This window comes from Achromobacter sp. SIMBA_011, assembly GCF_046535435.1.
Lineage (GTDB): Bacteria > Pseudomonadota > Gammaproteobacteria > Burkholderiales > Burkholderiaceae_B > Achromobacter > Achromobacter dolens.
Window position 1 is genome coordinate 72527 of record NZ_JAWRWN010000008.1, and the last position, 11893, is coordinate 84419.

The 11893-nt window shown below is 67.9% G+C and carries 13 protein-coding genes; 5 read left to right on the top strand and 8 right to left on the bottom strand.

The genetic code is table 11. From position 1 onward, the window contains the following. Positions 1–4: 4 nt before the first annotated feature. The gene (locus tag SB816_RS23345; RefSeq protein WP_054501889.1) at positions 5–1312 is read left to right on the top strand and encodes a hypothetical protein; all 1308 of its coding nucleotides are present in this window, start codon (positions 5–7) and stop codon (positions 1310–1312) included. Between the two features lie 36 nt (positions 1313–1348). Here SB816_RS23345 and SB816_RS23350 read toward each other — a convergent pair whose 3' ends face one another. The 6 genes from SB816_RS23350 to SB816_RS23375 form a co-directional block, all read right to left on the bottom strand. Continuing rightward, a complete protein-coding gene (locus tag SB816_RS23350; RefSeq protein ID WP_054501888.1) occupies positions 1349–1780 on the bottom strand; it encodes a RidA family protein in 432 nt (143 codons plus the stop codon). Between the two features lie 109 nt (positions 1781–1889). Then, positions 1890–2177 (bottom strand): hypothetical protein, encoded by a 288-nt coding sequence (locus tag SB816_RS23355; RefSeq protein WP_054501887.1) that lies wholly within the window; start codon positions 2175–2177, stop codon positions 1890–1892. 116 nt (positions 2178–2293) lie between these two features. Beyond that, a complete protein-coding gene (locus tag SB816_RS23360; protein ID WP_054501886.1) occupies positions 2294–3910 on the bottom strand; it encodes a methyl-accepting chemotaxis protein in 1617 nt (538 codons plus the stop codon). A 183-nt stretch (positions 3911–4093) separates the two neighbouring features. After that, positions 4094–5005 carry a LysR family transcriptional regulator gene (locus SB816_RS23365; RefSeq protein ID WP_064526510.1) on the bottom strand — a complete coding sequence of 304 codons (912 nt, stop codon included), beginning with the start codon at positions 5003–5005 and terminating at the stop codon, positions 4094–4096. A 410-nt stretch (positions 5006–5415) separates the two neighbouring features. After that, positions 5416–5835, bottom strand: coding sequence for a hypothetical protein (locus SB816_RS23370; protein ID WP_054501884.1), 420 nt, complete (start codon positions 5833–5835; stop codon positions 5416–5418). Further along, positions 5832–6272 carry a Fur family transcriptional regulator gene (locus tag SB816_RS23375; RefSeq protein WP_054501883.1) on the bottom strand — a complete coding sequence of 147 codons (441 nt, stop codon included), beginning with the start codon at positions 6270–6272 and terminating at the stop codon, positions 5832–5834. Before SB816_RS23375 ends, SB816_RS23370 begins: the two co-directional genes overlap by 4 nt. Positions 6273–6379: 107 nt before the next feature. Here SB816_RS23375 and SB816_RS23380 point away from each other — a divergent pair, with 107 nt between their 5' ends. The 3 genes from SB816_RS23380 to SB816_RS23390 all read left to right on the top strand — a co-directional run bounded on the left by SB816_RS23380 (position 6380) and on the right by SB816_RS23390 (position 8354). After that, entirely contained in the window at positions 6380–7159 is a 780-nt protein-coding gene (locus tag SB816_RS23380) for an AraC family transcriptional regulator (RefSeq protein ID WP_395757381.1), read from the top strand. 176 nt (positions 7160–7335) lie between these two features. Further along, positions 7336–7494, top strand: a complete 159-nt coding sequence (locus tag SB816_RS23385) for a hypothetical protein (RefSeq protein WP_155755566.1) — start codon at positions 7336–7338, stop codon at positions 7492–7494. After that, positions 7491–8354: an alpha/beta hydrolase gene (locus SB816_RS23390; protein WP_054501882.1), complete on the top strand. Its 864-nt coding sequence runs from the start codon at positions 7491–7493 to the stop codon at positions 8352–8354. The genes SB816_RS23385 and SB816_RS23390 overlap by 4 nt, the downstream gene beginning before the upstream one ends. 13 nt (positions 8355–8367) lie before the next feature. Here the strand turns inward: SB816_RS23390 and SB816_RS23395 are convergent, their stop codons facing one another. Beyond that, on the bottom strand, positions 8368–8841 hold the full coding sequence (locus SB816_RS23395; RefSeq protein WP_054501881.1) for a YkgJ family cysteine cluster protein: 474 nt from the start codon (positions 8839–8841) through the stop codon (positions 8368–8370). A gap of 215 nt (positions 8842–9056) precedes the next feature. On the opposite strand from SB816_RS23395, the gene SB816_RS23400 reads away from it, so the two are divergent. Further along, complete coding sequence (locus SB816_RS23400) at positions 9057–9677, top strand: DNA-3-methyladenine glycosylase I (protein WP_064526507.1); 621 nt, start codon at positions 9057–9059, stop codon at positions 9675–9677. 129 nt (positions 9678–9806) lie between these two features. On the opposite strand, the gene SB816_RS23405 is transcribed toward SB816_RS23400, so the two are convergent. Further along, the gene (locus SB816_RS23405; protein WP_410547607.1) at positions 9807–11732 is read right to left on the bottom strand and encodes an LTA synthase family protein; all 1926 of its coding nucleotides are present in this window, start codon (positions 11730–11732) and stop codon (positions 9807–9809) included. Positions 11733–11893 lie beyond the last annotated feature (161 nt).

Here is an 11893-nt window from a genome sequence, read left to right on the forward strand (position 1 = left end):
GATCATGATTCGTTTCCGATCGATACGCTGGCAAGTGGCGAAGGTGCTGTCGCCGCTGATCTGCGCGGCGGTGGCGTCAGCCATCTGGCCGGACCTGATCAAGCTGGCGCTGGGATCAGGCCATGCCATCACCTTCGTGATCCTGACGGGTATCGCGGTGGGCACCCTGCTCATCGTCAACCAGAGCCTGCGGATCAACACGCGATGGGATGCCCTGAGGCGATTCATCGCCGAGGTCGAGGGCCAGGGCAAGGACTGGCGCACGCTGCCTTATGTCAAGACCACCCTGGGCAAGGTGCTGCTGCGCCAGGAAACGCTGGCGCTGGGGCAGGAGGCCCTGGAAAAGGACGTACAGGACCTGCGGGTGCGCGTCTATCAGGCCCAGATATTGCCGGATTTCCTGGTCGGCCTGATGGTGGCGCTGGGCCTGGTCGGCACGTTCATCGGCCTGATCTATACGCTGGGCGATGTCGGCGGGATGCTGGCGGAACTCAACACGAACTCCGTCGATGGGTCCCAGGTCGAGCAGGTCTTCGGGCGCCTGGTGGCGCAGTTGCAGAGTCCGCTGACCGCCATGGGCACGGCCTTCGCGGCATCGCTCTTCGGCCTGGTGGGCTCGATCCTGCTGGGCCTGATGATGGTGCTGCTGCGGGGGCAGATCGAGGATTACATCCGCGCCGTCCGCAAGTTCATGCTGGAGTGCCTGGACGTTCGCAACCAGCGCCTGAGCATCATGCCTGGCGACGTGGTGAACGAGCAGATGCTGGCGCGCCAGGTGCACCACCTGGGCGAACTGGTCGAGCGGCTGGCGCAGCGCCAGGCCGAGACGCTGCAGTCGCACGAGGCCTTGCAGCGGCAATTGGCGCAGGCGCGCGAACGCGACGAGCGTGTGCAGGCGCAGATCGAGGCGCGCTTCGAGCAGATCGGCGACTGGCAGGACGCGGCGATCGCGCAGGTGAACACCGTCAAGGCGCGCTCGGACTCGATCGACGAGGCGCTGACGCTGCTGATCGAGCGCGGTGGCGCCGTGGTCGGCGCGGTACGGGCGTTGGCGGATGCGTCAACCGAGGAGTCGGCCGAGCTGCGCCGCGCCGCCGGCGTGCTGGCGGAGCTGGGCGACGCCCAGAAGGCGCAGAGCCAGGTGCTGGATCAATGCGCGCAGGGGCTGGCCCAGGCGCCGCGGATACTGGAAACGCTGCAGGCCTGGAATCAGGCGGTGAATGCGCACCAGGATGCGCGCCTGCAGGGGTTCGAGACGCAGTTGCAGATGATCCGGGCGTTGCTGGAGCGCAGCCCGGTCGGCGGCGCCTGATTGCCGGCGCGTCCACGCCGCCTGGGGCGGCGTGGATCAGAGCGGCAGCAGCGCCGTTGCCTCGATTTCCACCAGCATGCCATCCAACGCCAGCCGCGGCACCGGGATCAGGGTGCAGGCAGGCGCCAGGTGCACGCCCCAGCGTGACTTGATCTCGTTTGAGAAGAGCGCCAGGCGCTCCTGGCTGTGGTCGACCACCAGCACGGTCAGCTTGGCGACGTCGAACAGGGTGGCGCCAGCCGCCTGCAGGGCGGTCTGGACGTTGTCCAGCGCCTGGCGCACCTGGGCCAGGAAGTCGGGCGACAGCTCGCCCCGGGTGTTTTCGCCGCCCTGGCCGGCGGCGAACACCAACCGGGCGGGCGTGTCGGCCACTGCGACGTGCGAGTAGCCATTGGGGCGGGGGTCGTACAGGCCGGGCGGGTTGATGAAGGCGAGCGAGGACAGGGCTGGGGTGATGCGGGACGACATGCGAAGGCTCCGTGGACAAGCGTATTGACGAAGCCGCAGTATCAAACCTCAACCGTGGTTGAGGTCAAGGCGGCGGCCGCCGCCATCACTTGTCGGCCGGGCCGACGGATCAGGACAGGGTGCGCGGCGGCATCGCCGACAGGTCGGCCAGGCTCAGGCCGCAGCCCCGGGCGCGCTCGGCCAGGGTGGCGCTTTGTTCCAGCGCCCGCTTGCTTTCGAGCAGCAGCACGTCGAGCTGTTCGTCCAGCGATGACGCCATGGCCCAGGCCCGCTCGGTGAATTCGACGGAGAAGGCGTCGACACAGGCCTTGCAGATGGCCGTGCCGTTCCGTTCCAGCAGCGGGGCGCCTTGCGCCAGCGTCGAGAGGCAAAAATGACAGGCGAGGGCGCGGCTCATGCGGGGGGGGCTCGTGGTCGGGGGAAGGCCGGCCGCAGGGGGAGCGGGGCCTGACCTTCTGGACAACGGCCGATCGGGCGCAGTCTTAAATCGGCGCGTCCGCGTTACCGACCCTTTCAGTTCACGTAGGCAGGGCTCAATGGCGCGGAGATGGCCTGGGGCGTGACGTCGATCACCGTCCCGGCCGGCAGCTTGAAGAACGCGGCGCTGGCGGCCAGGCGCTTGGCCTGTTCCTCCAGCGACGAGGCCGCCGCCGCGGCTTCCTCGACCAGGGCGGCGTTCTGCTGGGTGACGTCGTCCATCTGCGTCACGGCGCCGTTGATCTGGTCGATGCCGACGGACTGCTCGGTCGAGGCCTCGGTGATTTCCGCCATGATCTGGGTGACGCGCTGCACCGACGCCACGATTTCCTGCATGGTGTCGCCGGCGGCGCGGACCTGGTCGGCGCCGCTTTCGACGTTGCTGGAGGACTGTTCGATCAGGTCCTTCACTTCGCGGGCGGCCTGGGCGCTGCGCTGGGCCAGCGTGCGCACCTCGCCGGCGACCACAGCGAAGCCCTTGCCCTGCTCGCCGGCGCGGGCGGCCTCGACCGCCGCATTCAGGGCCAGGATGTTGGTCTGGAAGGCGATGCCGTCGATCACCGACACGATCTCCGAGATGCGGCGCGAGCTTTCCGAGATGCGGGCCATGGTCTGGACCACCTGGCCGACCGCCTCGCCGCCGCGCAGGGCGATGGCGCGGCTCTCGGCCGCCAGGGTGTTGGCTTGGTGCGCGTGCTCGGTGTTCTGCTTGACGGCCGTGGCCAATTCTTCCATGGACGCGGCGGTCTCTTCCAGCGACGCGGCCTGTTCCTCGGTGCGGGCCGACAGGTTGGTGTTGCCCGAGGCGATTTCGGCCGCGCCGGTGTTGATCTCGGTGACGCTGCGGCGCACTTCGCTGACGGTGCGGGTCAGGCTCTCCTGCATGCGCTTGAGCGCCGTGAACAGCACGCCGATCTCATTCTTGGAATTGACCGTGACGCGCTGGGTCAGGTCGCCGGAGGCGATGCGGTCGAAATGCACCGCGGCGTCCCTGAGCGGTTGCAGCACCTGGCGGCCGATGAAGCGCCAGCAGCCCAGCGCCAGCGCGGCGGCCAGCGCCAGCATGATGATGGTGGACAGCTCGGCCCGTTCGTAGCGCAGGTCGGACGCGGTATTGATCTCGGCGCTGCGGCGTTCGGTGTGCGCCAGGAAGGCGGTCACGCGTTCGGCGAAGCGGGCGTCGGCGCCGCGGGTGTCCACCACGGCGGCGGCATAGCCATCGGCGGATTGTTTCTGCAGCGCCTGCTCCAGCGCCTCGATGCTGCGCACATAGGCGGTGAAGACGGTGTCCAGTTCGCTGGCCAGCTTCAGGCCGGCCTCGGTGCTCTTGGGCACGCGCTGGTAGATGGCGAAGTGCTTGCGCGCTTCCTGCAGGTACTGCGTGGCCTGGTCGACGCTGCCCTGGGCCTGGCTGCCCTTGCCGGACACGATGTCCAGGTAGGCGGCGACCAGCATCAGCCGGCTGCGCAGCAACAGCGTCTGCGTTTCGTACAGCGGCCGGGTCTGCTCGGCGGCGACCGAGTTCAGGTCGTCCACCGCGACGTCGGCGTCCCGCGCATAGATCCAGCCCATGCTTGTGGCCGTTGTCAGCGCCAGGAGGAAGATGGCCATCACGGCCAGCAGGCCGGTGCGTATCTTCAGGTTCTTAAGCATGGTGGGGGGCTCCTGTGTCTGTCTTGGGGCTGACCCGTCAAAGCGTGGTCGCGGAAAATCCGGCAGACTGTAAATTTGAATTACAAATTTAACAATTGATCATTTTTCATCCCGGCATTCTGCTTTCGGCAACGCTGCGGTACGGCCTGGCTTTCCCGCGCGTTGGCGGGCGTCGCAGCAGGGTCAGAACAGTTGAGGGGCGTCGCTGCGGATGAAGCGCAGGAAGCGGTGCGCGGCGTCCGACAGGGGGCGCGAGGCGTGCGTCTGGAACTGCAGTTGGCCGGCGTTGAGCAGCGCGTCGTTGATGGGCCGGCAGATCAGCCGCCCGCTTTCGAGGTGCTCGACGGCGGTCAGGCGGGCGCACAGGGTGACCGCGTCGCTGGCCAGGACGTAGTGGTAGGCCGCGCCCGGCAGATTCGAAGTGAAGGCCGGTGACAGCGTGACGTTGTACAGGCTGCAGGCCATGTCCAGCACCTGCCGCAAGGCGCTGCCGCCATCCGGCAGCGCCAGCGGATAGGCCGAAAGCTGCGTGATGTGCAGCGATTCGCAGGCGGCCAGCGGGTGGCCGGGGCGCATCACCGCGACGATCTCGGCGGGATGCGAATAGATCACGGCGATGTCCTTTTCCGCCGTGTGGCTGTAGGTGACGCCGATGTCGGCCTGCGCCGAGCGGACCCGCTCGGACACCAGGCCGGCGTCGAGGATGTGCAGCTTGAAGCGGATGGTCGGGTGTTCGGCCTGGAAGGCGGCGAACTTGCGCGGCAGGGCGTAGGCGGCGAAGCCGGGCGCGCCGGCGATCTTCACGGTCTGGGTGTAGCGGCCGTTCTGGCCATCGATTTCGGCATAGGTGCGGGCGGCATCCGCCTCGACGCGGCGCGCGTGGTCGGCCAGGATGCGGCCGACTTCGGTGACCCGCATGCCCTTTGGGTGGCGTTCGAACAATTGGTTGTGCAGGCGTTGCTCCAGGCCGGCGATCTGGCGGCTGACGGCCGAGCTGACGACATTGAGCCGCGCGGCGGCGCCATTGACGGACCCTGTGTCGACGACAGTGAGAAAGTAACGAAGCGCGGTGCTGTCGAATTGGAATCGCTTCATTGATGTGCGTGCCGTAAATCTCAATGTCGAGTCCGGGCGGCTGGCAACCGCTATGAACGGCGCGGGAGGCGGCGGTCCTTGGGATGGCCGCGCGCCGTGCCGTCTTGTGAACGCCACGGCCAACGGCGTCGGACCACGCAAGCGAGGGTGGGTTGCGCCGCGGAAAGAGCGCTTTCCGGGAGCCCGGCGCGCTGCAATGCCAGCCCCGGGGCCTGTGGGCCAGGCGATTGGGCCAGTGGTGGAATTTATTCCAGCAACACCTTTTGCCACAATCGCAAATTTATCAATATTGCATTCTAATTTCGGCAATAAGCCCTGGCACAGCGATTTACGGCCCTGCGCAGGCCCCAGACGCAAAAAAAGCGCGCCCGAAGGCGCGCTTGAAAGCAGCGTGCAAGCGTTGTGGCGCGTCAGTCGATCACGAAGCCGCCGGGGCCGGCCTGGCCGAGCAATTCGCGCGCGCACTGCACCGCTTCATGCGGCGTGGCCACGGCCAGGAACGGCATGCCGAAGGCGCGCGCCATCTTTTCGCCGCGTTTGCGGATCTTGTCGAGCGCGTCGGCGTCGCGTTCGACGGCGATGAACGCGCGGCAGCGGGCCTTCAGCCTCGGCATGTTGGCGGTCTGCCAGTCGATCATCGCCTTGCGGTCGCCGTGGCTGGCCTCGGTGCGCATGTCGGGCACCACCATGACGAAGGTCTCGGGGTTGTCGACCAGCATCTCCATCTCGCGGATCCAACTGGCGGAATAGCCGGCCGGGGCGCCGCCGTGCTTGGCGGTGACGATGGGGAAGTGGGATAGGTCGTGGAAGAAAAACTGGTCGCGGTTCATTCGAATTCTCCGATGGAAAGGGCGGGCGCGGCCTTGCGGCAGCCGCAGCCGCCGTAAAGCACCAGGCTGTAGGAGTCCAGCGCGAAACCGCGTTGCCTGGCGATATCACGCACCAGTTGCGCCATTTCGGGGTCGCTGGACTCCAGGATCCGGCCGCAATGGCGGCAGACCAGGTGGTCGTGGTGTCCCTTGTCATTCAACTCGTACACGGTGCAGTGCGAGTCGAGCTGAGTTCGTTTGAGCAGTCCGGCGTCTTCGAGTTGCGTGATGACGCGATAAACCGTGGCCAGGCCGATGCTGCTGTGTTCCGAGATGAGGTTGCGGTAGATGTCCGCCGCGCTCATGTGCTGGTCCGCGTGCTGGTGGAAGATGTCCAGGATCTTCAGGCGCGGGAAGGTGGCTTTGATGCCGGCCACGCGCAGGCGGGTATGGTCCATGTAGATTCTCCATGCCGGGGGCGATGCCCGAATGATGAGAATGATGTACATTTTCAAGTGGCCCCGCTAACGGAATTCCGTCAACCTGTAGCTCAAATCTGCCAACCATGCGCGTGACCGTGGTCCACAACGCCTTGCCCGATGTCCTGCTGACCCCGTTCAGCATGCGGCATCCGCGCGCATCCAAGGGGCTGTCGGTGCCCGACCACGTGCACAACGAGGGCATGCTGGTGCTGGTGCATGAGGGTCTGGTGATGGTGCAGTCGGGCGCCGAGGTCTGGACGGTGCTGCCGGGCAGCCTGGGCTGGATTCCGCCCGGGGTCTCGCACGCGGCGCGCTGGTTCGGCGAGGCGCGCGGTTCGTTCCTGTACGTGCGGCCCGACGCCTGCGCCCGGCTGCCGGATCATTGCCGCTCGTGGCCGTCTTCGCGCCTGATCGACGCGCTGATGGAGCGCTTTACCACCAGTGCGCCCGGCGAGCTGTCCGAGGCCTATCTCGAACAACTGTTCGAGGTGTTGCTGGTCGAGGTCAAGCAGCGCGAGCATGCCCCGGTGCTGCTGCCGATGCCGGACGATCCGCGCCTGCAGGACCTGGCCCACACCCTGCTGGGCACCCCCGAAGACCCCTCCGGCATCGACGAATGGGCGCAGCGGCTGAACATGTCGACGCGCACCCTGATGCGCCGCTTCCGCCAGGAAACCGGCGTCACGCTGGGCCAGTGGCGCCAGCAGGCGCGCCTGTTGCGCGGACTGGAGATGCTGTGCCGCGGCGGCTCGGTCACCGAAGCCGCGCTGTCGGTCGGCTACGAGAGCACCAGCGCCTTCATCGGCAGCTTCCGCGCCGCCTTCGGCATGACGCCCACGCGCTACCTCGCCGGCCGGGAGTAAGCCGCCAGGCAGGGGGAGCCGTCGCGCCGCTGGCTGCCGTCCAGCCCTGGCCAGCCTTTACGGATCTTCACTTTTTCCCGACAGATTTGCGGATCTTCGCGGATGCCCTTTGCCTACCATGGCGGCAGGGTAGGACAGGTCTTCTCGTCCTGCCCGCCATGCATCAAGGGTGTTCCATGACTTGCCAACCTTTCCTCGCTTTCCCGCCGGCCGGGAGCGCCGGCGCCGCCGCGGCTCCGACGGCTGTCCTCGCCTTCGCCCACGTCCTGGCGCGCCTGCTGGCGGCCACGCGCGCCGCCTGGCAGCTCGACGCCGCCGCCGGGAGCACGCCGTGACGACCCCGCGTACCGGCGCGCTGCTGATCCACGGCCTGGGCGGCACGGAATTCGACATGGGCTCGCTTCACAAGGTGCTGGCGCGCGCCGGGGTGCAAACCCATGGCGTCACGCTGCCCGGGCACGCGGGGCGGCCCGAAGACCTGCTGGACGTGCGGGTCGAGGACTGGATGGACGTCGTCACCCGGCGCTATCGCGAGCTGTGCGAGCAGTACGAGGTGGTGCACGTCATCGGCATGTGCCTGGGCGCCCTGCTGGCGGTCGAACTGTGCAAGCGCGAGTCGCACACCCGCGGCGCGCTGGTGTCGCTGTCGGCGCCGGTTTTCCTGGATGGCTGGAGCACGCCCTGGTACCGCGGCCTGCGCTATCTGCTGTATCACGTGCCGGGTGTGCCGCGACGCATCCGGGTCGAGGAAGAAGACCCCTACGGCGTCAAGAGCGAACTGGTGCGGGCCTTCATCAAGGCGGGCTTTGCGCGCGGCGACGGCTTTCACTACCAATGGGTGCCGCTGGCCTGCGTGCGCCAGGTCGATCGCCTGCGCGGCATGGTCAAGCGCGGCCTGGAGCGGATGCGCTGCCCGACGCTGGTGATGCACGCAGTCGAGGATGAGCTGACCAGCCCGCGGTCGGCGCGGCTGCTGGGGGCGCGCATTCCCGGCGCGTCGGTGGTGCTGCTGCAGGACAGCTATCACATGATCTGCGTCGATCACGAGCGCGAGCGCGTGATGCAGAACGTCCTGAGTTTCCTGGGCAAGGACCCGGGCATCGTGCGCGTGCGGCGTCGCGACAATGCGCCGCGGCTCGCGCGGGGGCAGGAGGCGCAGGCGGGCGCCGAGGGCATGCTGGTCGCCGCCCGCTAGGGCGGCAGGCGAATCAGGCCGCGGCCGGCTGGTCGGGCTGGTTGGGGTGCGACGGGCCTTGGGGATCGTTTTCCGCGTCGGGCCGCGGCGGCACCGCGGGCAGGCCCAGCGCCAGCCGCAGTCGCTGGCAGTCGGGATTGGGCGAGCCGTCGGGCATCCAGATGTCGAACTCGCGGCAGGGCGTCGGGCGGTTCTCGTAGATGGCGCAGTGGATGCCGGGTCGGCCCAGTTCGCCGCGCAGCGAGATGCAGCGGCCGCCGCCCATTTCAGTGCCCTTCATGCAGGCGCGCAGCGGGCTCATCTGCGTCACGAGGTCGAGCGGCACCTGGCCGCCGTTTTCGCCGGCCAGCTCGCCGATATAGAACGACACCCGGAAATGCGAGCAACAGGCGCCGCAGTCCAGACAGGGATTGGTGGCGGGGTTGCTGTCGCCGGCCAGCAGGGCGGGCGACACCAGGGTCAGGGCGGCTGTCTCGAGCAGGGACATGGCGGGGATCCGAAAGCCTGTCCGGTCCCGGCATGACGCAAAACGGGCTTGCATGCCGCAAGCCCGCCTGGCCGATCCGGGACGCGCTCGGGCACGGCCGGCGCGGGATCAGGGTGGGAAATAGTAGCTGGATTCGGCTTGTGGCCGCTACGACTTTTTTTGGGGACGTTGCTGCGGTAGCATCGGAAACCCGATAGCCGCCAGGACCCTTTCCCATGACCGCCAACTCCGACTTTTCCGACGGCCTCGCCCGTTGCGCCTGGGTCGACACGTCCGCCGAATACATGGCGTACCACGACAACGAATGGGGCCGTCCGCAAGGCGACGACCGCGCCCTGTTCGAGCAATTGTGCCTGGAAGGATTCCAGTCGGGCCTGAGCTGGCGCACCATCCTGAACAAGCGCGAGGCCTTCCGGCGCGGCTTTGCCGCGTTCGAGCCGGCCAAGGTCGCGCGGTTTGGCGAAAAGCAGGTGCTGGCGCTGCTGGCCGACGCCGGCATCGTGCGCCATCGCGGCAAGATCGAAGCCGTCATCAACAACGCCCAGCGGGCGCTGGAGATGATCCAGCGCGAAGGGTCGCTGGGGGCGTTCTTCTGGCGTTTCGAGGCGCCGCCGGGATCCCCGTCCACGCGCGGCGCGTCGACCTCGGCGCAATCCGAGGCCTTGTCCAAGGCCCTCAAGAAGCTGGGGTGGAAGTTCGTTGGCCCGACCACGGTGTATGCCTTCATGCAGTCGGTCGGCATGGTCAACGACCATCATCCCGACTGCCACTGCCACGGTCTCAGCGAGCAGGCGCGCAAGGCGTTCCGGCGGCCGGCGAACCGGCGGCCGGCGTAAGGTGGCTGGCGTAAGGTGGCTGGTCCAAGGCGGCCGACACAAGGGGGCTGGCACGAGGCGGCCCGTTGGCTAGGCGCCTGTGCATAACGTGGCGGCGGGCCGGCACGCATCGCCGGTCTCCTGCGGCGCCTATCCGGCAGCGGCCGGCGCCTTTGCATCCTGCGCCACGGCGGCCGCGCCCGGGATGCAGTAGCGCCCTTCGCGGTAGGCCCAACTGGGCCAAAGCGCGTGCGCCAGCGCCTCGTCGGCCAGCGCCGGGTCCAGCGGCGCCGGGGCATAGTCTTCCGGCGCGGTGTAGCGGTACTGCACCGGGGTCTTGTTCGGCGCCAGCACCAGCAGGTCGTTTTCCTTCAGGTAGCCATAGGTGTTGTCGTACTGCATGATGGCGCGGCCCGGCGTGCTGCGGGTCAGGTCATGGCCGAGCATCGGGTGTTCGGTATCGACGCCGATCAGCGACAGCAGCGTCGGCGCCAGGTCGATCTGGCTGATCAGGCGGTCGTCGCGCCGCGGTTCGATGCCGGCGCCCAGGATCACGGCGGGAATATGGAAGTGGCGCACCGGCACCAGGCTGGCGCCGAACACGCGCGAGTCGTGGTCGGCGGCGATCAGGAAGACCGTGTTTTCCCAGTACGGTGCCGCCTTGGCGCGTTCAAAGAAGCGGCCCAGGGCCCAGTCGGCGTAGCGCACGGTGTTTTCCACCGTGGCCGGGTTGCCTTCGGTCTGAATGCGGCCCGCCGGGTATTCCCAGGGCGAATGGTTCGAGACGCTGAAGGCCAGCGTGAAGGTGGGCTGGTCGCCGTCCTCGCGCAGCAGCCGGTCGAGCTGGTTGAACATGTCCTCATCGGACGCGCCCCAGGTGCCGACGAAGGCGGGATCGACAAAGTCCTCGCGGTCGACGATCTGGCGAAAGCCGTTGCCCAGGAAGAAGCCCTTCATGTTGTCGAAGTGCGATTCGCCGCCGTAGATGAAGCGCGAGTGGTAGTCGTGGCGGCCCAGCAGGTCGGCCAGCGAGAAGAAGCCGCGTTGCGAGCGCGGCAGCTTGAGCACGGCCTGCGCCGGCGTGGGCAGGAAGCCGGTCACCACCGCCTCCAGGCCGCGCACCGAGCGCGTGCCGGTGGCGTAGGCGCGGGTGAAGGTCCAGGCGTCGCGCGCCAGCGCGTCCAGTTCGGGCGTCAGATCCATGCCGCCCAGGCCGGCGCTGTACTGCGCGCCCAGGCTCTCTTCCAGAATGATGACCAGGTTGAACGGCCGCGCGGTCTTGCGGCTGGCGGGCTGGCGATGCAGGCTGGGGTATTCCGCGTTGGCCGGCGGATAGGGCAGGCCAGCCCCCGTCAGTACGCGGCGCTGCATGTCATCGTCGTCCATGCCGCCGTACACAGCCGAGGCCGACTTTTCGTTTTTCATGCTGTAGACGGCGTAGAACACGTTATAGAGCGAGTTCAGGGCCAGGGTGTTGAGCATGCCGTCGGAACTGTAGGCCACCGACGACGGGTTGATCGGCCGGTGGCCGAGGGTGCCGCGGATCGCCAGGATCACCACCGCCAGGAGCGCCAGGCTGGCCAGCGGCATCTGCCACCAGGCCAGTTGCGCGTCGGGCTCGGCGTGGCCGAACAGCGCATAGCCGCCCCAGCCAATCAGCCCGAGGGCGCCAAAGCCGCCCAGCAGCGCGCCCTTGTAGCCGCGCCACAGCATGCCCGAGACTTCGCGCGGGTGCTTCAGGTATTCGACGAACAACCGGTTGGGACGGGTGTCGTATTCGAGAATGAAGGGCGGCGTGGCGACTTCCAGGAACGCCAGCAGGATGAACGCGACCAGATACCAGATGCCGGCGGCGGTGGCGGCGAACGGCAGGTGGCCGAGCCACGGCGACAGCACGATCGGCAGCGCGCCCAGCACGCCGATCTGGTGCGCGTCGATGCGCAGCCCGCCCAGCAGCAGGGGAGCCAGGCCGCCGGCGTTGCGCACGCGCTGCCATTGCCAGGCGGCCAGGGCCAGGCGGCTGAGGGTCAGTAGCGCGAAGGCCGCCACCACGAAAATCAAGCTCGAATGCCGCATCGGGCCTCCAGGTAATACTACTGCGCCGCCGCCAGGACGGTTGCCGGTCGATCGCCGCGCATTTGAACAGGGCGAGCGTCAAAAAAACGGTGGAAATCCTTCCGTGCGGGGGCAAACGGCGGGGATCCCGTGGGGGCGGCTTTGTAACTTTTGCCGACCGC

Coding starts and splice junctions, on each gene's coding strand:
- SB816_RS23385 (WP_155755566.1), top strand. CDS start 7,336: ATGACTTGCCAACCTTTCCTCGCTTTCCCGCCGGCCGGGAGCGCCGGC.
- SB816_RS23375 (WP_054501883.1), bottom strand. CDS start 6,272: ATGGACCATACCCGCCTGCGCGTGGCCGGCATCAAAGCCACCTTCCCG.
- SB816_RS23350 (WP_054501888.1), bottom strand. CDS start 1,780: ATGTCGTCCCGCATCACCCCAGCCCTGTCCTCGCTCGCCTTCATCAAC.
- SB816_RS23355 (WP_054501887.1), bottom strand. CDS start 2,177: ATGAGCCGCGCCCTCGCCTGTCATTTTTGCCTCTCGACGCTGGCGCAA.
- SB816_RS23395 (WP_054501881.1), bottom strand. CDS start 8,841: ATGTCCCTGCTCGAGACAGCCGCCCTGACCCTGGTGTCGCCCGCCCTG.
- SB816_RS23400 (WP_064526507.1), top strand. CDS start 9,057: ATGACCGCCAACTCCGACTTTTCCGACGGCCTCGCCCGTTGCGCCTGG.
- SB816_RS23370 (WP_054501884.1), bottom strand. CDS start 5,835: ATGAACCGCGACCAGTTTTTCTTCCACGACCTATCCCACTTCCCCATC.
- SB816_RS23360 (WP_054501886.1), bottom strand. CDS start 3,910: ATGCTTAAGAACCTGAAGATACGCACCGGCCTGCTGGCCGTGATGGCC.
- SB816_RS23405 (WP_410547607.1), bottom strand. CDS start 11,732: ATGCGGCATTCGAGCTTGATTTTCGTGGTGGCGGCCTTCGCGCTACTG.
- SB816_RS23365 (WP_064526510.1), bottom strand. CDS start 5,005: ATGAAGCGATTCCAATTCGACAGCACCGCGCTTCGTTACTTTCTCACT.
- SB816_RS23380 (WP_395757381.1), top strand. CDS start 6,380: ATGCGCGTGACCGTGGTCCACAACGCCTTGCCCGATGTCCTGCTGACC.
- SB816_RS23345 (WP_054501889.1), top strand. CDS start 5: ATGATTCGTTTCCGATCGATACGCTGGCAAGTGGCGAAGGTGCTGTCG.